Origin of the sequence: Bradyrhizobium sp. BWA-3-5 (genome assembly GCF_032917985.1) — a bacterium.
Taxonomy (GTDB): domain Bacteria; phylum Pseudomonadota; class Alphaproteobacteria; order Rhizobiales; family Xanthobacteraceae; genus Bradyrhizobium.
Map to the genome: position 1 here is coordinate 5375112 of NZ_CP136626.1, position 21658 is coordinate 5396769.

20 protein-coding genes and 1 pseudogene are annotated in these 21658 nt (G+C 59.3%); 8 read left to right on the forward strand and 13 right to left on the reverse strand.

The features are described 5' to 3' along the window. The first annotated feature begins 250 nt into the window (after positions 1-250). A complete protein-coding gene (locus tag RX331_RS25810) occupies positions 251-1015 on the forward strand; it encodes a methyltransferase (protein WP_317252611.1) in 765 nt (254 codons plus the stop codon). A gap of 799 nt (positions 1016-1814) precedes the next feature. Here RX331_RS25810 and RX331_RS25815 read toward each other — a convergent pair. The 7 genes from RX331_RS25815 to RX331_RS25845 form a co-directional block, all read right to left on the reverse strand. Then, positions 1815-4097: a xanthine dehydrogenase family protein molybdopterin-binding subunit gene (locus RX331_RS25815; protein WP_317252612.1), complete on the reverse strand. Its 2283-nt coding sequence runs from the start codon at positions 4095-4097 to the stop codon at positions 1815-1817. Next, entirely contained in the window at positions 4094-4585 is a 492-nt protein-coding gene (locus tag RX331_RS25820) for a (2Fe-2S)-binding protein (protein ID WP_317252613.1), read from the reverse strand. Before RX331_RS25820 ends, RX331_RS25815 begins: the two co-directional genes overlap by 4 nt. A gap of 171 nt (positions 4586-4756) precedes the next feature. After that, entirely contained in the window at positions 4757-4852 is a 96-nt protein-coding gene (gene pqqA, locus RX331_RS25825; RefSeq protein ID WP_317258247.1) for a pyrroloquinoline quinone precursor peptide PqqA, read from the reverse strand. Positions 4853-4987: 135 nt separating this feature from the next. After that, positions 4988-5620 carry a hypothetical protein gene (locus tag RX331_RS25830; protein WP_317252614.1) on the reverse strand — a complete coding sequence of 211 codons (633 nt, stop codon included), beginning with the start codon at positions 5618-5620 and terminating at the stop codon, positions 4988-4990. Next, on the reverse strand, positions 5617-6111 hold the full coding sequence (locus RX331_RS25835; protein ID WP_317258248.1) for a c-type cytochrome: 495 nt from the start codon (positions 6109-6111) through the stop codon (positions 5617-5619). The genes RX331_RS25830 and RX331_RS25835 overlap by 4 nt, the downstream gene beginning before the upstream one ends. Positions 6112-6243: 132 nt before the next feature. Further along, on the reverse strand, positions 6244-7953 hold the full coding sequence (locus RX331_RS25840; protein WP_410708016.1) for a PQQ-dependent dehydrogenase, methanol/ethanol family: 1710 nt from the start codon (positions 7951-7953) through the stop codon (positions 6244-6246). 172 nt (positions 7954-8125) lie between these two features. Next, positions 8126-8887 (reverse strand): copper chaperone PCu(A)C, encoded by a 762-nt coding sequence (locus tag RX331_RS25845; RefSeq protein WP_317252615.1) that lies wholly within the window; start codon positions 8885-8887, stop codon positions 8126-8128. A gap of 458 nt (positions 8888-9345) precedes the next feature. Between RX331_RS25845 and RX331_RS25850 the strand changes: the two genes are divergently transcribed. From RX331_RS25850 to RX331_RS25880, 7 genes are all read left to right on the forward strand, one after another. Further along, entirely contained in the window at positions 9346-9534 is a 189-nt protein-coding gene (locus RX331_RS25850) for a hypothetical protein (RefSeq protein WP_317252616.1), read from the forward strand. A 177-nt stretch (positions 9535-9711) separates the two neighbouring features. Beyond that, positions 9712-10533 carry an enoyl-CoA hydratase/isomerase family protein gene (locus tag RX331_RS25855; RefSeq protein WP_317252617.1) on the forward strand — a complete coding sequence of 274 codons (822 nt, stop codon included), beginning with the start codon at positions 9712-9714 and terminating at the stop codon, positions 10531-10533. 4 nt (positions 10534-10537) lie between these two features. Then, the gene (locus RX331_RS25860; RefSeq protein WP_317252618.1) at positions 10538-11656 is read left to right on the forward strand and encodes an acyl-CoA dehydrogenase family protein; all 1119 of its coding nucleotides are present in this window, start codon (positions 10538-10540) and stop codon (positions 11654-11656) included. 89 nt (positions 11657-11745) lie between these two features. Beyond that, on the forward strand, positions 11746-12939 hold the full coding sequence (locus RX331_RS25865) for a CaiB/BaiF CoA-transferase family protein (RefSeq protein WP_317252619.1): 1194 nt from the start codon (positions 11746-11748) through the stop codon (positions 12937-12939). 55 nt (positions 12940-12994) lie between these two features. Beyond that, positions 12995-13183: a MaoC/PaaZ C-terminal domain-containing protein gene (locus RX331_RS25870; protein WP_317252620.1), complete on the forward strand. Its 189-nt coding sequence runs from the start codon at positions 12995-12997 to the stop codon at positions 13181-13183. A gap of 290 nt (positions 13184-13473) precedes the next feature. After that, positions 13474-14508, forward strand: a complete 1035-nt coding sequence (locus tag RX331_RS25875) for a helix-turn-helix domain-containing protein (protein WP_317252621.1) — start codon at positions 13474-13476, stop codon at positions 14506-14508. Between the two features lie 98 nt (positions 14509-14606). Beyond that, complete coding sequence (locus RX331_RS25880) at positions 14607-15830, forward strand: glycoside hydrolase family 88 protein (protein ID WP_317252622.1); 1224 nt, start codon at positions 14607-14609, stop codon at positions 15828-15830. Positions 15831-16042: 212 nt separating this feature from the next. Here the strand turns inward: RX331_RS25880 and RX331_RS25885 are convergent, their stop codons facing one another. From RX331_RS25885 to RX331_RS25910, 6 genes and pseudogenes are all read right to left on the reverse strand, one after another. Further along, positions 16043-16519: an Lrp/AsnC family transcriptional regulator gene (locus RX331_RS25885; RefSeq protein ID WP_317258250.1), complete on the reverse strand. Its 477-nt coding sequence runs from the start codon at positions 16517-16519 to the stop codon at positions 16043-16045. Between the two features lie 116 nt (positions 16520-16635). Continuing rightward, positions 16636-17800: pseudogene (locus RX331_RS25890) on the reverse strand (fumarylacetoacetate hydrolase family protein). Between the two features lie 69 nt (positions 17801-17869). Continuing rightward, the gene (locus tag RX331_RS25895) at positions 17870-18778 is read right to left on the reverse strand and encodes a dihydrodipicolinate synthase family protein (protein ID WP_317252623.1); all 909 of its coding nucleotides are present in this window, start codon (positions 18776-18778) and stop codon (positions 17870-17872) included. A gap of 45 nt (positions 18779-18823) precedes the next feature. Further along, positions 18824-20029: a hypothetical protein gene (locus RX331_RS25900; RefSeq protein WP_317252624.1), complete on the reverse strand. Its 1206-nt coding sequence runs from the start codon at positions 20027-20029 to the stop codon at positions 18824-18826. A 27-nt stretch (positions 20030-20056) separates the two neighbouring features. Continuing rightward, entirely contained in the window at positions 20057-20560 is a 504-nt protein-coding gene (locus RX331_RS25905) for a MaoC family dehydratase (RefSeq protein WP_317252625.1), read from the reverse strand. After that, positions 20541-21656, reverse strand: a complete 1116-nt coding sequence (locus RX331_RS25910) for a sn-glycerol-3-phosphate ABC transporter ATP-binding protein UgpC (RefSeq protein WP_317252626.1) — start codon at positions 21654-21656, stop codon at positions 20541-20543. The genes RX331_RS25905 and RX331_RS25910 overlap by 20 nt, the downstream gene beginning before the upstream one ends. Between the last annotated feature and the right edge of the window lie 2 nt (positions 21657-21658).

The following is a 21658-nucleotide window of genomic DNA, read 5'->3' on the forward strand; positions in this document are numbered from 1 at the left end:
GCGGGCGTTACGCGCACCGCGCTCTTCACATCGAGATGCCGCGCCTCTTGAACGCCACCATGCGGCGCTCCTGCATAGAGACGACCGCGGAAAGAACCATGAACCCGGCAGCGGATCATTTTTGTCTATCGGGGTTGACACCGTGCCCGCGATTAAAGAACGGACGACTCAATATCTAAATGATTTTCGATTCCGACTCGCAACTACTACCAATTGTCTTAGGTTGTAACTGGAAAGATCTGACTTTACGTTGAGCGCCGCCAATAACTTTCAAAGACACGGCCCGATGATGTCTGCCCCCGCAACGCCGGCTGGTGAAACGCCAGATTACAAGTGCAAAACCTGGAACGGCGCTTCTGTGTACTATACGGAAAACCTAAATGGCGGAGGCGTTGACTACGCAGATGATTACCTAGATTTGTTCAATTGCTTTAAAGACAGACCTCGCTTTCAGCGCATGTTTGAATGGTGCTGTGGTCCTGCGTTTATTGGATATTCGATGTTGGCTGGCACAATTTGCGAGAGTCTGTGTCTTGCCGATTTGTATCGTCCCGCCATTGATGCCGCACAATATACCGCATGCAAAAATAATATCAGGGATCGCGTAACGATTTATCAAGGCGACGGGCTTCTTGCGTTGCCTGAATCTGAGAAGTTCGACCTCGTCGTTGGTAATCCGCCCCACTATGTTGAGCGCAATATGTTGGAGTACATCAGAAATATTGAGCCGCGTATATATGTGGACGACAAGTGGCTTTTGCATCGTGAATTTTTCTCAGGAATACGCAAGCATCTCAAGCGCAATGGCCTTATAGTTTTGCTTGAAAGTTCTAGGGGGTCACATATCGATACTTTCAGGCCCATGATCGAATCATCGGGGCTTAAGGTATGTGGATGGCAGTGGTCGCGGCGATTTGACTCGCGCTTTTGGTATCTATTCATCATGCGGGATGATTCAAGAATGCAGCTGCTGATGCGCACTCAGGGCAACGATTCTGAACTAAGGCTGGTGTGATAGCGCGGGGCTGGTCGGAGTTTGAGACTCTGACGACACGCTTCCGCTTGCCGCTCCGTGCATCACTCGCACTTGGGCCCAGGCTCGGATATGACGCGGCTTACTCTTAAAAGCCGGGTGCGGGAAAGCCCCATGATCGGATCGGTCATGGCGAAAGCCGAATGGCTGAGCTACTCAACCACGATCCGCGCCGATACAAAAGGGCGCCGCGCGGGGTGTCGGAACGCTGATTTGCGCGAGACCACATTTCGAATCGGTGTCCGGGAATGCCGAAACACGCAAAAGTCCGAGCATTCGCTCAAAGACGCTGGCATTGAACGGCTTCTCCCATTTGGACGATCAGCCTCCGGCATCCGGCCCCACAATAGCTTACTCCAAGGCTCGCAGACGCCGAGGGACCGGTACGAAACCGTTGTCGAAGAAGATCGAAGTCGGAAATCATGGTCAAACGACCCAACATGGACTGTTACGAGATCCGCGATACCGCAGACGTGGCGAAGACCGTGACCGAATATGATCTATATGCATTCGCATGCTGGCGAGTTCTATGGCGTGCACCTCAACGAGGAGTACGCCAAGAATACGCGCTTCGAGAAGCGGATCGCGCAGGGAACGCTCTCGGTGGCTTTCTCTCCACCGTGATGGGATATATGGCAGCAAAGGGACCGGAACCCTGGTGTTGCGTGAGAAGGACGAGCAGCGCAGCACATGCATTTTTACTGCTAGACAGTGCATGGACAAGAAATCCGCCGGAAGACGCCCCGGCAGATCGTCCCTGTTAGCTGCTTGTGACCGGGGCTTACGCCTTCATCGCGCCCTTCACGGCGTCCGGCGTGATCGGCAATGCGCGGACGCGCGCGCCGGAGGCATTGAAGATGGCGTTACCGATGGCCGGTGCGACCACCGTCACCGCCGGCTCGCCAACGCCGGTGACCCTCTCGCCATTGGCGATCACCGCAACCGCGACCTCCGGAACCTGGCTCATGCGCAGTGGCGTGTAGGTGTCGAAGTTGGTCTGCTCGATGCCGCCGTCCTTCAGCGTCGCCTTCTCGTACATCGCAAGCGACAGGCCCCACAGCGCCGCACCCTCGGCCTGGGCGCGGATGTTGTCGGGATGCACCTCGGTACCGACGTCGGTCGCAACCGTCAGCTTCTTCACCTTGACTTCACCCGACGGCGCGACGGCGACATGCGCGACGCAGGCCGTCCAGCTTGCGGTCTGCCGCTCCTGCGAGGACACGCAGGCGACCCCCATGGCTTCTCCCTTCGGAAGTTGCTTGGTGCCGTAGCCGGCAAGCCCGATCGCCGCGAGCAGCGTGTTGCGCAGCCGCTGCGCGCCGCCATCGTTTTTGCCTTTGCCGTCCAGTAGCGCAATGCGATACTGGACCGGGTCCTGTCCGGCTGCATGGGCGAGCTCGTCGATCATGCTTTCGACTGCCCAGAAGGTCCATCCCGGCGCCACCGAGCGCAGCGGACCCGAAGGCGTGGCGTTGTGCGCGAGCTCGTTCTTAATCGCACGCACATAGTGATTGGGCACGGAGTAGAAGAAGTCCGCGCCGTTCACCGTGAACGAGTCCAGCGGTCCCTTCTTGTCGACCGAGGGCGTCAAGAAATCGGGGATTCCCCACCGCGCAGTCGGCCAGGCCGAGACCACGTCGTGATTGAGCGCGATCAGCTTGCCGTCGCCATCCAGGCCCGCCTTGACCTTCTGGAAGGTCAGGGGACGCGAATAGTCCATGGTCATGTCGTTTTCGCGCGAGTAGATCACCTTGACTGGCTTGCCGACGGCCTTCGCCGCCTGCACCGCCGGCACCATCATGTCGGCATCGAGCCGCCGGCCGAAGCCGCCGCCGAGCCACATCTGGTGCATCACGACGAATTTCGGATCGATCCCGGCGGCGCCCGCCGCGATCGCCCCGGAGCGCGTCGCGAACTGGTTGCCGGAATAGATGTGCAGTATCTCGCCCTTGAACTCGGCGGTCGCGTTCATCGGCTCGAGCGGCGCATGGATGTTGATGCTGGTAGTGTATTCAGCCTCCAGCACCTTGGCTGCGGTCCCGAAGGCCGCTGCCGTATCGCCGTCCTTGACGAAGAACTCTCCGGAATCGTCGAGCGCCTGCAGCCGCTTGGCCTCGTCGAGCAATGACTGGCTCGATAGCTTGGCGTTCGGCCCGTTGTCATAGCTGATCTTCAGCGCGTCGGCTGCCTTGCGGGCGTTGGCATAGGTATTGGCCACCGCTACCACCCAGCCGCTCGTGCTGCCGGTCTTGTCGTCGAGCGTCACCGCCTTGATGAAGCCCGGTATCTTCTTGGCGGCGGAATCGTCGACCGACGTCACGGTGGCGCCATAGCGCACCGGCGGGGTGACCACCTTGCCGTAGGCCATGCCCGGCAGCATGACGTCGATGCCGTATTTGGCTGTGCCGTTGACCTTGGGTGGAATGTCGAGCTGCGGCACCGAGATACCGATCATGGTGTATTGGTCGGCCGTCTTCAGCTTGATCGCCTTGAGCTCGTCCGGCGTGAAGGTCTTGGTGACCTTGCCGCTCTTGACGATTTCCGCAAACGTCATCGACTTCTTCGACTTCGGATTCGAGATGGTGGAGTTACGTACCACCAGTTCCCCGGCCGGCACGCCCATGATGCCGGCAGCCGCTTCCGTCAACGCCATCCGCCCCGCGGCACCCGCGCGGCTCATGGCCTCGAAGTTCATCATCGTGCTCCAGCTGCCGCCGGTGATCTGCGCGCCAAGCACGGGATCGTTGAACTTTGGATCGTTGGAAGCGAGCTGAACCCGCATGTCCTTCCAGGACGCGCCGAGTTCTTCGGCCACGATCTGCGCCATGGTCGAGGCGATGTGCTGGCCCATGTCGGCCTTGCCGCAGGTGACGGTGACGATGCCGTCGGGCGCGATCGAATACCAGACCGAAGGCTCGAAATTGGAGGGCGCGGCGAGCGAGGAATCGATGCCGGGCACCGCGGCATAGCCGAGCACGAGGCCGGTGGCTGCCGAGCCGACCAGGAACGAGCGGCGGCTGAGATCAGCAGGCGCGCTGCCGGTAACTTTCACGTGCTTATTCATGTGGCCCTCCGCTCGGTCGAGGCGTTGGAGGCGGTCCGCATTTCGGATGCGGCGCGCATGATCGCCTTCTGAATGCGCGAATAGGTCATGCAACGGCACAGATTGCCGTCCATATGCACGATCACTTCATCCTTGGTGGGATTGGAATTCTTGGAAAGCAAAGCTGCCGCCTGCATGATCTGGCCGGACTGACAGTATCCGCATTGCGGCACCTGCTCGGCAATCCAGGCCTTCTGCAAGGGATGGTCGCCCTTGGCGGAAAGCCCTTCGATGGTGGTGATCTTTTTGCCGACGGCGTCGCTGACCATGGTCTGGCAGGAACGGACGGCTTCGCCATTGACGTGAACGGTGCACGCGCCGCAGAGACCTGCGCCGCAGCCGAACTTCGTGCCCGTCATCTGCAATTGCTCGCGGATGACCCAGAGCAGCGGCGTATCGTTGGCCGCATCCACGGAGAGATCCCTGCCGTTGATATTTAACTTTGCCATTTGCCAAAAACCTCCTTAGGGGACGAATTCGAGCGATTGAACTGACTACATTCCAGTGAAAACGAGGTGGCAGCATCGCAAAGCTACTCCAACTCGCAAAGTTACGGCACCCGCCCGCCGCTGACCTGCACCGGGCCGATCAGGCAACAGGCGAAATACCTCAAACGAAGCCTACCGTCCGGAATACCGACTGCGGCTGGCATAGGCGTACATGTTGATTTCCATGCCGACCGGCAGTTCTACGATCTTCGGCGCGTTCCACTTCATCTCTTCTCTCTTGGAGAGGCTGAGCTTGGCCTGCGCATCGAGCACACGCCCTCTTGCATCCTCGGCAACTCTCCAAGCCCGGTGACGCAAGTTGAAGAACTGGAAACCACAATGTACCGGCTCCGGCAGAGGAGCCTATTGCATCTGCCGGGTAATCCGAACATGCGTCCGATCAACGAAATCCCTGACGTCCCGGCCGGCTCTCCTGAACAAGTTGCGCTCGACGGTGAGGAACCGGTCGGGCAGCGCCTTTCTACATGTCTCGCGGATGAAAACACCGCCGACCGGTTGCTCTTCGGCTTCCGCCTTCCCTTCGGTACATGTCCAGCCTTCGCTGCCGTAATGAGACCTGACCTGCGCAGCGAGTAGAAAGGCCTTCTTCCGAGCATACAGTCTTGCATTCGGATCGGTTTCGATATCGAGGCCTGACACGATGCCCTTGCCGTCAATAAAGACGGTCAAAAGCACCGGATGACCCGCAATTATCGTGCCTTCTTGGCTGGTCTCACGATCGAACTCGAAGTGAATTGCTCGAACCGCATCGGGCTCTGCCGGGCACTCATCCCACACGGACCAAGCTGGCAGCTTGGCCTTTGGATCCCTGGCGCAGCTGAGATTAGCGTAGCCGGCGTCCGATATTATGCTGACGGGCCTGCCAACGGTGATATCGCGAACATCATACTCGGGCTCGACCTGCGCGACACCTGCTTGCATCCCAATGGCAAGAAAGGCCCCAACCGACATCACGGCGCGACGTGCCGATTTCATTTCGAACCCTCAGTCCCCATCCTGCCGAATGCTTTGCCACCTTCTTTGTAAATGTCACATACGCGCGACGTGTTGCCAAAGAAGGTCGTACATTGCGCGTAGGTCGGCTCGCCCGCGCCCTTAACATGGGCGATCACGTAGTCAGCAACCGCCGCGATATCGTTCGGTCGCAGAAACGTGCTGCCCTCGGGCGGCATGCGTTCACCGACATCCTGCCGCGTCATGCCGTAGCAGTTGGTGGTGTCATAGGCGCCTCGCACGAAGAACGGCATGCCGGTCCCGGGCCGGCCGCAAGTCACGGTCTCGATGATCTGCTCCTTGGTCAACTCGGTCTTGCGCAGCGACAGCGCATCACCCCCGTATCCGCCACCGCCATCGCCGTGCCATTTGTGGCAGCCCACGCAGTTGGCCTTGCTGAATACCGCCTTGCCGGCACTGGTTTGGTCCGACACTGGTGCTTGCGTCGACTGGCCATGGGCGAGGCGTTGCATCGAAAGATTCAGGGCTACGACGCTCACGAGCGTGATGCTCGCCGCCGCCGGGAATGCGTTGAAAGCCATCATCACGTCTCTTTTCCAAAAGGCTGGAGGGTCCGGGTTAACGGGCCCTCCTTTGCGAGCAGGTCAGAGGGCGAACACGTAGAGCATCGATCCCGGCTGTATCTTCTTCAGCTCGCGCGTTGAATCGATGAACCATTTGTCCCAGGCGCCGCCCAGGCCGACCAGGATGGCGACATACTGCTTGCCGTCCACGGTGAAGGTCATGGGCGGTGCGTTGACGCCGCCGCCGGTACTAAACTCCCAAAGCTTCTGCAGCGACTTGGCGTCAAGCGCCATCACCTCGCCGGATGGCTGACCGGTGAAGACAAGCTCGGGAGTAGCCAACATGCCACCCAGATTGGGGAACGGCGTTTCCATTTTTTGGGCGATCTTACCGGTCGTCACATCGATCGCGGTCACGCTGCCGGTGATCTTGAACGGCTGGCTCGTGCCGCCGCCGGTCCAGAACTCACGCGGCTTCAGTTTCTCCGGCGTCGTCACCTCGACTTTGACGCGATTGCAGCTCTCGATCACCGGGATGTACCAAAGTTTCAGATCGGGATTATAGGCCGTCGGCGGCCAGTTCTTGCCGCCCATGTTGCCGGGGCAGATGTTGGTTTCCATATTGGTGCGGCTTGGCGACACCGAGGCGATATAGGTCTGCACGGCCTTGTTCGGGTCGTACTCGACCGGCTTGCCGGTCTCCGCGTCGAGCCCCTTGGTCCAAGTGACCTTTTTGACGAACGGCAGTCCCCACACGAACTTGCCGGTGGTGCGATCGATCGCATAGGCGAAGCCGTTGCGATCCGCTTCAAGCGCGAGCTTGCGCGGGCCACTTGGTCCGGGGATATCGACCAGCACGTTCTCTGCCACGCTGTCGTAGTCATAGGGATCGTTCGGCGTGTGCTGAAAGTGCCACTTGATCTTGCCGGTCGAGGCATCAAGGGCCAGCGAGCTGTCGGTGTAAAGGTTGTCGCCCGGGCGATACGCGCTATCCCAGTCAGGTCCCGGATTACCGACGCCCCAGATAATGGTGTCGGTTGCGGGATCGTAGCTGCCGGTAACCCAGGTCGAACCGCCGCCGGCGGCGGCCGCGTTGTTGCTATCCTTCCAGGTATCGCTACCCGGCTCGCCCTTGCCCGGAATTGTATGGGTGCGCCAGACCTCTTTCTGAGTCGAGAGGTCCGTCGCGGCAATCCAACCACGAATGCCGTACTCCGCCCCGGCTACGCCCGTGATCGCCATGTTCTTGACGATCAGCGGCGCGCCGGTGATGACCTCGCCCTTGTCCGGATCGGCGACAGTACGCTGCCAGGCGACCTGACCGGTTTCCTTGTTGGTCGCGATCAGCCGGCCATCGAGCGTATGCGAAATGACGAGATCACCCCACAGCGCGACGCCGCGATTGTCGACGCCGCAGCAGGCCACGGCACCAGCCCAGTCACGGTCCGTCTTGGGATCCATCTTCCAGACCAGCACGCCACGGCCACCATGGGCATCGATCTTGTAGACGGCCCCCCATCCATCGGTGACGTAGAGAAAGCCGTTTTCGGCGATGGGCGTGCCTTCCAGCCCGCCGTGGCTCCAGATGCCGCCACCCTCGATGCCACCGAGGTGCATGGTCCAGGCGACCTTCAGATTCTTCACGTTATCGCGGTTGATCTCCTTCAGACTGGAGAACCGGTGAGCCGAGTAATTCTTGTGATGGTGAAGCCAGTTGCCTGACTCCTTGTCGACGTTCAGCAGCCGTTCCTGAGTGACCTCATCCGCGGCGGAGACCGGCGCTGCCGCCATCATGCCTCCCGCGGCGATTGCAACCGCAAGCAGCCGCACTCGCCTCGCTGTTCTTGCGTGATCTGACGATCGCTCCATGAGTAGTGCCCTCCTTTGGTATGTTTATGGTTGATTGAACGTCCGGCAAGCGTCCGGGCGTTCGGCCAGCGGGCTCACCGCCCGCTGTCTGAGATCAGGGCGTTCGCGAAACCTGCACCTCCGTCTCTTTTGTTCCGGCTTTTTGGAAAACGACGGCGCATGTGAACGTCTCGCCATCGACAAGTTTCTGCCGAGTCTGTAGCAGCATGACGTGGTATCCATCTCGCCTGAGCTCGAGCGTCTCGTTCTCCGGAATCGGAATGGACTTGATCGCACGCATGGCGGGTGCGCCTTCGCCGCGATCGACCGTGTGCTTTTCCGAAAAATTCGCGAATGGACAGCGGACACGCAAGATGGCGTCAGCTTCGGCTGCATCGTTTCTGATTGTCATTAAAAGCGGCAGATCGATACCGATCTGATCGGATGCGAAAACACGGGCATTCGTCAGCTTCAGCGCGTCGCCTGCCGCGGCGAGCCCGGGCGTCAGCATCAGCCCAAGTCCGACAATCGGTCGGATCGCAAAGAGCCAAACTCGCACCATCGCGCACAATCCGCTTGCCGCGATCGATGTCGGCGCGGGCGCGAAGCTCCTGGCGATCAGCGTCCATGAAGAACGGAATCGCCAACGGGCCCACAATATCCAGGTTAGCAAAGAGCTGCTGCGGAATGAAAAGCAGCGGCGTGCCGGTCGACGCGACGGCAAGCGTGGTCGCAACTTCAATGCAGATCGCAACCGGCGCACCGAGCCCAAGAAGGACGATGCCTGGACCAAGACCTCACACCATCGCTCTTCCCAACTGTCAGATGTATTATCGTCGAACAGGGCACCATTGATCACGCCGAATGTGCGCTTCACGCTGCCGCCCCCCCTTCGCGGTTTTTTGATGCACGACGACTAACGTCGTCCTTTGAGCGAAAGTATTGGCGAACAGACCGCAACGCGTTAGGACGCATTTCCGAATTTCTTGCACTTTTTTACGTGACATCGGCATCTGGATAGGGCGCCGATCCATTCGCTGCGACGCACAACCGCCTCTGCGGTGGCGCCCTTCGGCGAGCTCCCCTGCGCACGATTGCCGAAAAGTCCAAGCATTCGCACAAACTGTCCTAACGCTGGCGCGGGGCCACTTCTACCATCTGGACGAGTAAGCCCACATGTCCGCGGCAGCCGAAGCTTTCTTCCAGGTTCGTCGATGTCGAGGAAATCACGAATCGGCAGCTCGAAAGAACCATCCAACAGCATGGCCAAGCGACCTGACATGGACTGTTACGCGATCGGCGATGCCTCCGACGTCGCGAAGACGGTGGCCGAATATGACACATGCATTCGCAGGCGTCGTCGGCGACCTCTACGGCGTGCACCTCAACGAGGAGTGCGCGAAGAATCCGCGCTACGAGAGGCGGATCGCGCAGGGAACGCTCTCGGTCGGCTTTCTCTCCACCGTGATGGGGCATATGGTAGCAGAAGCACCGGAACGGGCGCAGTGTCCGACCGATATGTAGCGTCCGACCGATATCACGTCACCTTCGATGCTCCGGTGTGTCTCGGCGACACAGCCACGCAAAGCTGCGTGTTGCGTGAGAAGGACGAGAACCGCAAAACCTGCATCTTTACTGCCATGGTCAGCAACGAAAGTGGCGCTGTCGTGGCGTCAGCTAGCACCAACCTGAGGTCCTTTGATGCAAACAGCTGACGGCAACGGTCTGGTGCTGACGGAGCAGCTTGGCGCCGTGCGCCTGCTCACCATCAATCGTCCCGACAAGCTGAACGCGTTCACGCCGGCGCTGATGCGCGAGCTGGACGACTTGCTAGACGACGCTGCGCGGGATAGCGCGACCCGCGTGCTCGTGATCACAGGGGCGGGTCCAAAAGCCTTTGTGGCTGGCAACGACATTGGCGGCCTGATCGAGTTGGATGGCGTTGAAGCCTATCGCGACATGCAAAGGGGTCAGCGCGTTCTGCTCAGGCTATATGAATTTTCAAAGCCGACTATCGCCATGGTGAACGGCTATGCGTTGGGCGGCGGCTTGGAGCTTGCGCTGGCCTGCGACTTCATTGTCGCATCCGATACGGCGCGGTTCGGCTTTCCTGAGATTACACTCAATACCATTCCGGGGTGGGGAGGAACGCAGCTCGCGGTCAAAAAGATGGGGCTGGCGCGCGCAAAGCAAATGGTGTTGACCGGGCGCCACTATACGACCGCGGAATGCCGGGAGTTTGGTTTCATTCATGTTTTCGCTGCCGCGCCCGAGCTGAAGTCGGCGGCGCTGGCCTTTGCCGAACAGCTGGCGGTGCACGATCCGTTTGCCATGGAAATGGCCAAGCGCACCGTCAACCGCGCTGGCGAAATCCCGCTGAATGCGGGACTGGATCTGGAGGCCGCAAACTACGCCGTCACCTTCGGCACCACTGCGGCCCGCGAGCGTTTGAGCGCCTTTGCCGCGCGTCGCAAGCCCAAAAATGTGCTCGCCGGCACTTCGACTTCCGAGAACTCCAAGTGATCCCATGAGTATGCCCCATTGGCTGAACGATCAGCACACGAGGATCCGCGCTTCCGTACGACGTTTCGCTGAAAGCCAGATCGCACCCCTGTCCCAGCAGTTGCGGGAAGAGGAAACAGTTCCATACGAAATATGGCGCCAGGCTTGTAAATTAGGCTTTGCCGGCCTGCCCTACTCTCCATCGTACGGCGGTGGCGGTGGCCAATGGCTCTCCTTCGTTATCGTGCTTGAGGAGCTATCGCGTGTCGACTGCGCCCTCGCCAATTCCCTGATGGCGAATTCCACCGTTGCAAGCCTGCTCAGCAACTACGGTACCCACGAGCAGAAGGAGCGTTTTCTGCGCCCGATCTTGGACGGGCGGCAGATCGGCGCCATCGCCCTTTGCGAACCGAATGCAGGATCGGACACCGCGAACATAGCCACGCGCGCGCGGCTGGATGGCGATCGCTGGGTGATCGACGGTTCGAAGATCTTCATCAGCAACTCAGGGACCGAAATCACAGGCACGGCCATTCTCACCGTCGTAACCGGAATGCGGGCGGATGGCCGCAAGGAGATTTCCAACATCATCTTCCCGAACGGCACGCCTGGCTGCACCTATGGACCGAAGCTACGCAAGATCGGCCGGCGCGCCTCCACGACATCTGAGTTGTTCTTCGAGAACTGCCACGTGCCCGCCAACCATCTTCTGGGAGAGCGCGGGGCCGGATTGCAACAGATGCTGGCGCAGATTTCGACGGCGCGAATCCTGATCGGTGCACTTGCCCTTGGAATACTTCGGGGCTCCCTGCACCGCTCGCTTGTCCATGTGAAGGCGCGCCAGGCCTTTGAACGATCGATCAACGAGTTCCAGGCGCTGCAGTTCAAGCTTGCCGATATGGCAACTCATGCTCACGCCGCTCGCCTGATGCTTTATGATGCGGCCGCACTAAAGGATGCTGGAGCAAGCTTCAATCAGCAGGCATCGATTGCCAAGCTATTCGCGACCCAAGGAGCGCTGGAAGCGGCGCATCAGGCGCATCAGATTCTTGGCGGCTACGGCATCATGGGTTTGCGGTCTCGCGTGCCTTTAGCGATGCCAAAGTGCTGGACATCGAAGGCACATCCGAGATCCAGCGCATGATCATCTCGCGCGAACTGCTTGGGCATTTAAAGCAAAGTTGCGGGCGCTGAAATTTGAGAACAACTTCCCTATCCAGCGATGAGGTTTCCATGCTCCAGGGCATTAAGGTTTTGAGTTTCACGCATTTTCTGCAGGGGCCTGCGGCTGTGCAGATGCTGGCTGACGCCGGGGCGGACGTAATCAAGATTGAGCCTCCTGGAGGCGCATTTGAGCGCGGCTGGTCTGGCTTCGATGCGTTCAAGGAAGGGGTGAGCATCTTCTTTCTGCTCGGCAACCGCAATCAGCGGAGCCTTTCGCTAGATCTTCGCAATGAAAAGGCGAAGCAGATCGTATTGCACATGGTGCGCGAAGCCGACGTGCTGGTTGAAAACTACCGCCCGGGCGTCCTGGAGCGGCTTGGCTTCGGCTATGAAGACATGAAGGGCGTCAATCCCCGCCTAGTATATTGCTCTTGCTCGGGCTATGGATCGTCCGGCCCCTACTCGAAGCGACCGGGCCAGGACATGTTGCTGCAGGCGATGAGCGGCATGACTATGCTCTCGGGCGAGGCCGACGCACCGCCGACCCCGGTCGGCTCCGCAATTGTCGATCAGCACGCCGCCGCGCTTGCAGCGTTCGGCGTGGTTTCGGCTCTGCTTGCGCGTCAGCGCACCGGACGCGGCGCACTGGTGGAGAGCAACCTCCTCAATGCAGCCCTCGATCTGCAGATTGAGCCGTTTACATATTACCTCAACATGGGGCGGCTTTGGGCGCGCACGGACCCGCCGCTGGGCAGCCGCTTCCACCCCGCTCCGTACGGGATCTATCGCACCGCGAACGGCTGGATCGCGATTTCGCTAACGCCATTATCGCAGATGGCGGCGGTGCTCGACTGTCCGACGCTGGCGGCCTTCAACGATCCTAAGGATCCGATCCGTCAGCGCGACGAGATCCATCGCATCATCTATGAGCGCGTGCAGACTCGCAAGACAGCGGAGTGGATGGAGACCTTCGATGCCCACAACATCTGGTACGCGCCGGTGAATGACTATGAGGAGGTCGAAACCGATCCGCAGGTCGCACATAACAAGATGATCATGAAGATCGAGCACCCTCAGGCCGGCGAGCTGCGGCTCTTAGCGCATCCGGTCCGCTACGACGGTGAGGCGCCACCGCTACGGCGATTGCCGCCGCGGCAAGGTGAACATACCAGGGAAATCCTGGCGGAGCTTGGCTATGCAGCGGACGAAATCGACGCGTTGTGTGAAGGCGGAATAGCCATCACCAAGAAGTCTGCGTCGTGATCATCACAAATAAGCAGGCATCCTGGCAGGTACCGATATTGGCCAAACGCATACCGTGACTCGCACGTTCAGCGAGTCGGAAGTTGACGCATTCGGCTATCTCTCTGGAGACCTTGACGCATTCGGCTATCTCTCCGGAGACCTCAACCCGCTGCACATGGATGACGAGTTCGCCTCGTTCGGCAGGCGGGTTGTGCACGGTCTGCTCACGGCAGCCGTGGTGTCGCGGACACATGCGAACTGACCGGACCCGGATTTGCTTATGTCGGACAGGAACTGCGGTTCCTAAATCCGGTCTTCGTCGGCGACAAGATAACGACGGAGGTCACTATCATCGGCAAGAAGGAAGCCAAGCGGATTCTGATCTTGGACACGATCGTCCGCAAATACACGGGCGAGGCAGTCCTGAGCTGAGTTTCCGCTTACAAGTATCTGCGTTTCAGATAAGGGCTTCGTTGCGCTGCAGCAGAAATCTACCAGATGCGGGATCCTCGGAAGACGGGGCTGGCATATTGGTGTCACCAGGGCTATAAAATGTCTGAAATCGTTTTCAGAACTCAACGGTCCCCAACCATGGCATCCTCAAAGTCGATGGATGACGTAGAAGGATTAATTCCGGCGAAGCTGGGCCAACGACCTGCGGCAGTCCGGTCCTTCTTTTCACGAGGCCAACCAGCGCACCGGCAACCGTGTTGTTCACTGCCGGTCGTGAAGATAGAGCACTACGATTACGGCTCCGAGATCAAGTCGCTCAACATCCATTTTGCACCGCTGGAGAAGATGAAATCTACGCTGCCCTACCCGCATCGGCACGACTTTTATCACATCGTCTGGGTGACCCGCGGCACCGGCTGCCACATCATCGACGCCGTCAAATATGAGGTTCGGCCTAACAGCCTGTTCTTCATGGCTCCAGGGCAGATCCACGATTTCACGCTCTCGGAAGACGCGATCGGGCACACTATCAGCTTTAGCCCGGAATTCTTCGCTTTCAGAGTCCACAACCGGCATTCGCTCACCGACATCCCGATTTACAGTATCGAAAATCTCAACAATGCGCTTTATCTGGACGATATGCAGGCCGAGAGTCTGCGCCAGATCACGGACGCAATGATCGAAGAATACACGGCGGAGAAGACCGGGCATGAGGATGTGATCTGGTCCTATCTGCGGATCTTCCTCATGAAGACCTCGCGTATAGCCGTAGCTCCCGCCATTGCCGACCTGTCATCCCGAAACCTGCTCCTGTCACGGCGCTTCAAGAGCGCGCTGGAGAAGAATTTTGGCACCATGAACGAGACGGCGGAATATGCCAGGCTCCTGAAGGTAACCGAGCGCGCGCTCAATGAAGCTACACGCCAAGCGCTTGGTTCAACCGCGGCCCAACTCATTCGCGAGCGGATCATGTTGGAGGCCAAGCGGCTGCTGCTGCACTCCGATATCAGTGTGACAGAGATCGCCGACCGTCTCGGCTTCGAGGATCCCGCCTATTTCAGCCGCTGTTTCAAGAAGCACACCACCCGATCGCCGGTCGAATTCCGCCAAAGCCTCGCCACGCTGAACCTCTGATCGCCTTCCCAATAACCAAACGAAACTGGCTGCCCTTCAACCAATCAGGGGTCGCCCGCGAAGATCTCACCTAACTTATGTTCTCTCGGAAAGAAATCATGCCGGACAGCACCAACAATTCAATCGAGCTCACTGCCGCGCAGCGGCGACTGTTCACCGAGGTCCTGGACGTCATGGCCCGCAAAGTGGCCGAAGACGAGCCGACATTGGGCGTTGAATTTCCGCATGTCACGGCACCGGACGGCTCCTGGATCAAGCTGCCGGCTTCGCTGTCGGCTGGCTATGACGGCGAAGCCTGGAGCCACGGCAACTGGCTGTGCGGCTTCTGGGTAGGCCTGTTGTTAACTTGTTACCTTCATACCAACGAGAAGAGATACCTGACCTGGGCACGTGAACGTATGCGGCTGGTGGCTCAGCGCGCGGACGACCCCAACACCCATGACATCGGCTTCATTTTTGACAGCAGCGCTATTCCTGCGCACGTGATCACCGCCGATCGCTGGTATGGGGATATCGCGATGAGGGCGGCCGACAAGCTGAGGGCACGGATTATCACGACGCGAAGCGGCGCCTATCTCGCCTCCTGGGGGCCGCTGGATGATCCGCGCGGACAATGCAGTTCGGCGATCGACACCATGGCCAATCTCTCGCTGTTGTATTGGGCTACCAATTACAGCGGCGACCGCAGCTATCGTCTGGCCGCCGAGGCGCATGCCGACATGACCGCAAAGTCCTTCATTCGCTCTGACCATTCCACCTACCATGCGGTGGAGTACGACGTGGTGAGCGGCGCCCGAAAGCGCGGCTATACGTTCCAGGGAGCAGGCAACGAATCAGCCTGGACCCGGGGTCAGGGTTGGGCCATCTACGGCTATGTCAACTCCGCGCGAGAGACTGGGCAGCGCCGATATCTGGACCTCGCCGAACAGCTTGCAAATTATCATATTAAGCGGCTCGCTGGACTTCAGGTCCCGCCGTGGGACTTCGATGCGACCGAAGCCGATGCCGACATTAAGGACACGGCGGCAGCGGCCGTGATTTCATCCGCGTTGCTCGAACTAGGGCGGCTACATCCCGATGGCACCGCCGCTTCAGCGTGGACTGCCCGGGGATTGGCGATGCTGGAAGCGCTGTGCCGCGATGAGTTCGCACGAGAAGGATCACATCGCGGCCTATTGAAGAATTCCTGCTACTCGAAGCCGCACAATGAGGGTGTGCGCAGCGCGACCATGTTCGGCGACTTCTTCTTCACCGAGGCGCTGTGCCGCGTCATGCTGCCGGGTAAGTTCCGACCCATGACTGTGGTGCCGACACTCGCGTGAGGTGAACTGGCGTTTGCCTGACCTGATCTGCCCAGCACGCGAAAGTTCCAGGAATCCCGCCCGCTCGCAATCCATCGACGACGCTTTCTGAATGATCGCAACATTCAGCGGTCCCACAATTCACGCTATTCATGATCGCCACGCGGGCTGAGCTCGGCCGCCGAGTGTTCCCCAGCGGGACCTCAAACCGCGGGCCGCCTCCGCCTCGCTGGTCACCAGCATGCGATAGAAGCCATCGGTAAAGTGAAGCCGGCTTTGACCCTGTCCAAAACGACCATACTTTCAAAGCGCTTTATGTCAGGGTTTTCGTGTACTAGACACCGCGTGAAGCGCTCGTACTCTTCCATACTATTTGCTGTTACTAGGAGAACGAAGTCGGTCTGTCCGGTAACATAGAATCCGCTCATCACCTCAGGCATTTTGCGGATTGCCCGCTTAAAGCGATCGATTATCTCGGCCCGATCACGCTCAAACGAAACGAGAACCAACAGGGTCAGGGTCCGTCCGATTGCTTTTGGGGAAACGATTGAAACGTCTCCTTCTATGATGCGCTCCGATCGTAGGCGTTTCAGTCGACGCTGAACTCCGGATGCAGACAAACCGACCTTCGCGCCGAGTTCTTCACTGCTCAGACGATTGTTGCGCTGCACGAGGTCAAGAAGACGAGCATCAATTTTGTCGAGTTGCATGGCTGCGACCATGTTTAAAAGATCGAAATTCGGAAAACCTGATGAGCAGTTCGTGATCGGACGAGATAGCAGAGTAAACGTCGGGAGCCTATGCGCGCTCTCGCTGCGGGATCAGGTTACAGATATCTCCGCGCAGTCAAATTTTTCATCAATGCGGTCGAGCCGAAAGTCCAGTGCTCGCATTCGTCGCTCGGACGCATGCGGTTGATGAGCCTTCCGAGCTTTGGCGATGCTATGGTGACGATATCGTCGCGCTTGTGAGTAAAGCCTTGGCCAGGAACATCGCGGTCCTTTACCGGCGCGAACATCGTGCCAAGGAACAACACGAAACTGTCAGGGTACTGATGCGCGGGCCCGAAGGTCTGCGCAACCAGATCCTCAGGGTCTCTGCTGATCTTGCTCATCGATGAATGCCCCTCGAGAATGAACCCATCGTTGCCGGTTACGGTCATTGCAATGTCCATCTTGCGGATATCGTCGAGCGAAAAGGTCTGATCGAACAGCCGCAGCAGCGGTCCAATGGCGCAGGATGCATTTTGGCCTTCGACAGCAACAGCGCCGAACGGCCCTCGAAATCCCGCAAGTTGACGTCATTGCCAAGTGCAGCGCCGACAATCTTGCCGCGGCTGGAAGCCGCGAGCACGACCTCCGGTTCCGGGTTATTCCAGGTCGATTTGGGATGTAGCCCCGCGTCCATTCCCTTCCGACTGAGGACAGCACCGGCGCCTTGGTGAAAACCTCAGCGTCAGGCCCGATTCCGACCTCAAGATACTGGCTCCAGGCTTGCTGTTCGATCAGTACCTCCTTCAAGCGCATCGCCTGTGGCGAGCTAGGCTTGAGCTTGGAAAGGTCATCGCCGACCAGGCGGACCACCTCGGCGCGAATTTTCGCGACCGCCGAGGTATTCCCGAGCGCCCGCTCCTCGATCACCCGCTCCACCATTGAGACCGCGAAGGTCACGCCGGCGGCCTTCAACACCTGGAGATCGATCGGCGGCAGAAGCCAAGGCTTGCCCGGGTCGCGGCTATCCGGAGGCGTGTTCCTTAGAATGCTATCCAGATCTGAGATCCGGGTGACGGGGACCTTGCGCATCGCGCCAGCCGGATCAGCCTCCTCGGCCAGCATGCTCACGGTCGGAAACCGCGCGGTTAAGTCGTAGACGCCGTCCTTGCGGACAGCCACCACCGAAAGCCCGCCCGCAGAAGGCAGCCATACCCGGCCGACCAGTGTCCCGGCGGTGCCGTCATCCGGCAGAACTGATGCAGCGTTCAGCGATATCATGTGCAATCCTCAGGATTTCAACGCAATCGTCGACCTGCGTCGGCAACTGAAATCCGCCTTCCGCCGTCCTCAGTGCAACGCCAGCCGACTTGCTTCCCGCGCAAGCTCGATCAGCCCGGGCCTTGTATCCGGATGAATCTGCTCGAGCGGATGGCACATCGCCTCGCATTTTATAATCTTGCCTTCGGCCATCACGCTCTTGGCCGCCCGCAAGCCGCGTTGCCGGTTCTCGAAGTTGATCAATGGCAGGACGCGGGTGGAGGTGGCCGCGGCGTCAGCGCGTCGTCCCGCCTTGTGATTTTCGATGACATCGCGCAACAGGTCCGGAAGCAGCGCGCTCGGCATGGTGCCGGTGACGCCGGCATCGAAATCGGCCATCATGGTAATTGCCTCCTCCCCGTCAAATGGGCTCACGATAGCTCGCCACCGGCTTCGATCAGCGAACGGAGTTTTACCGCGGCAAAAGGCACTTCGATCTTGAAATAGCTGACGAGCGGCACCGCGCGGGCTAAACGCGCCAAACACCGCCAGCATCACGCCGCTGAGCGGCGTATCCTGAACCATGATCGGAATCTTCGCTAGGCTCGGCAATACGACTGAAATGCCAGCTTCATCTGCCGGCAGGCCCATGCCGTGGTAGGGCGGCATCAGCATCGACAGGCTCGCGCCGCGCCCGCTCGCATAGCGCGCCCGCTCCTCCGCGATCCAGCTACTGAAATGGTTGCATATCACCATTACCGGCCTGCGGCCGGCGACGACGTGCGACTGGCGTAGATCGACCAGCCTGTCGCGCTCCTTCTCCGACAACAGGAACTGATCGGAATAGTTGGCGAGAATGCAGATGCCGCCGACGCCGTGGTCGATCATGTAGTCAAGCGCACGCTTCTGGTTTTCGAGGTCGAGGTCACCGCTTTCCGTGAACGGGGTGGGAGCGACCGGAAACAGGCCACTGTAGACCGGAGAATCTGCTCTTGCCATGACATGCTTCCCACGTGTCGGGAGAGGCGACTTCGATCGAAATGTCTAGATCTTTTCCGCCTCGATCAAACCATCCAGAACGTTCAGCGACTCCAGCAGATAATAGGAGCCGAAGATCGTCTCAGCATCGGTCGCGGAGTCCCGCGCGCGGGCGTCGCGTCGTTTGTTAAAGCAGGCGCCGACCAGCATGCCCTGCGGACGATCCTCCGCTGCCCCGACTGGCGTAAGATAGCCGTCGATCAGAGCGCGCGCCGTGCGCTCGCCTGCGTCCTGATATTTCACGCGGAGATCGGCGGACGGTGCAAGCCGCCCAAGCTTGAGCAGCGCTGAGCAAACGATTGCAGTAGCCGCCGTATCGGTTTCCGTATTGGGGATCGCAGGATCGTCGAAATCCCAGAACGCTACCAGGCCGGGCGGCACATGCGACAGCCACCAGTCGGCGCCCGCCATCAACTGTTGCATCCAGCGCTTTTCCTGCGGACGATGGGCAAGCGCGACCGCGGCATAGATGAGACCCCAGGCCTGCGCCCGTCCCCAAACGCTGTCGTCGCTAAAGCCCTTGTGAGTAAAATGGCGAACGACCTCGCCGTTCGCCGAATTGAGCTCGCTCGACTGCACGATCGAGCCATCGGACCGCATGTGAATGTCCAGCACCCGCGTCGTATGTCGCGCGGCGACGTCGGCGAATGAAGCTTCTCCTGTCTTCTCCGCCGCCCAGAAAAGGAGCGGAACCGCCTGCAATGAATCGATACTGCTAAAACAATTACCTACGTCCTGCGACTCCTCGGCGTCACCACCCAACGGAATGAGTTCCAGCCTCGGATCGTATTGGCCCTTCAGCGACTGGGCAGCATCCAGCGCCAATGCCGCGGCATCCTTGTCCGCGCACAGGAGGTCGCCAAGTGCAACGCCGCAGTAGAAACTAAAGCCCTTGAACGCAGTTTGTAAGTGCGCCCGCGACCTGAGCCGGCTGCTCCACAGCGCGGCAGCATCCAGATATCTGGAGCTCCCCGTTCTTCGCGCAAACCACCACAACATGCCCGGCCATGCGCCGCCGGTCCAGTCGCCGTCGACAGTCGTCGTCCATCTTCCAGTAGCGGCATCGGCCCAATGCGGAAATTCCGATTGCAGGCTCCCAAGCGTCTGATCGACTCGCCAGCGCATCCGTTCGATCGCCTCTCCCCATCGCGGCTCTGCTGTGCTCACCATTGCCTCCAGTTTCTTCCGACCGCCTCTTCCCTCTAGATGCATCTGCGATCGCCTTCTCCACGGGATCGCCTAGGACGCAGCCCGGTTCGTCGCGTTTCGCGTCCACTTGAGGTGATGCTTGCCTACGGCGACGAGTTCACCACGTTGATTGGTGACGTCCACATTGGCGAGCGTGCGGCGGTGCTCCTCGTCGATTCTGCTGATGGTATAGGTCACCGTCACCGTGTCGTTGATGTAGACGGGTTTTAGAAACCGCACGCCATCGTACCCGAGCGACACAGGCGTCGAATCGATGCCCCTCCGCAGGCTTTCTTCAATCATTCGGCTCGAGGCCGTTGATATGAATCCGACCATCAACGCGCCATGGGCAATGCGCTTGCCGTAAATCGAATGGCTCATGAATTCCTCGTCGACGTGATTTTGCGAAAGATCTCCGGTCAGACCCGCAAAGAGATAGATATCGGACTCTCCGACTGTCTTCGAAAATCGAACGCTATCGCCGACATTCGCCTGCATCGCAGTCATCGTTCCTAACTTTGCGCTGTTCGCTATTTCAAAGCGCTTGATGCGCACATTCTAATCGCCGTTCCGTTTTATGATCGAAGAACTGCAGCGCCTTGCCATCCACCCACATCTGCACCCTGGCATGAGGGCTGACCTCCGTCTCTGGCGAAATGCGCGATGCCATGATCGTGCTGCCCGCGACGTTGAGAGCCATCACCAGTTCCGATCCAAGCTGCTCGGTAACGGTGACGATACCGCTGAAGGATGAGCCCGCATCCCCGGAAGGAACGCCAAGGCGGATATGCTCGGGCCGGATGCCCAGAATAACCATCTTGGCGCCATACTTTCGCAGGACGGCCGCCTGTTTAAGTGGCAACTCGACTTTGAAATCCTTCGTTTGCGCCGACATGACGCCGCGTTCTTCGATAAGCTCGACTTCCATAAAATTCATTGCGGGCGCCCCGATAAAGCTCGCGACGAACCGGTTGGCCGGCCGATTGTAGATCTCCAGCGGCGTGCCAATCTGCTGAATCCAGCCGTCCTTCATAACCACAACACGGTCGCCAAGCGTCATCGCCTCTACCTGATCATGTGTGACATAGACCGATGTGGTAGGCACCCGCTCGCGCAGCGCCTTGATCTCGATCCGCATCTGCGCACGCAGCTTGGCATCGAGGTTCGAGAGCGGTTCGTCGAAAAGGAAGACCTGTGGCCGTCGTACAATACACCGTCCAAGAGCCACACGCTGCTGCTGACCGCCGGAGAGTTGAAACGGCTTGCGCGCCAGGAGCGGCTCCAGACCAAGCATTTGCGTCGCGCGGGTGACTTCGCTCCTGATTTCCGTCTCCGGGACTTTCCGGTTTCGCAACCCGAATGCCAGGTTGTCGAAAACCGTCATGTGCTGATAAAGCGCATAATTCTGGAACACCATCGCGATGTCACGATCTTTTGGTGGCACGTCATTGACGACTTTGTCGCCGATCCGGATAGTCCCCGCGCTGATGCTCTCGAGACCCGCGATCATGCGAAGCGTCGTCGACTTGCCACATCCGGATGGACCGACAAGCACCACGAATTCACCGTCTGCAATATTGAGGTTGACCTCGTGGACAACCTGAAATGTGCCGTACTTCTTTACGACGTAATGTAGATCGATCGGTGCCATAA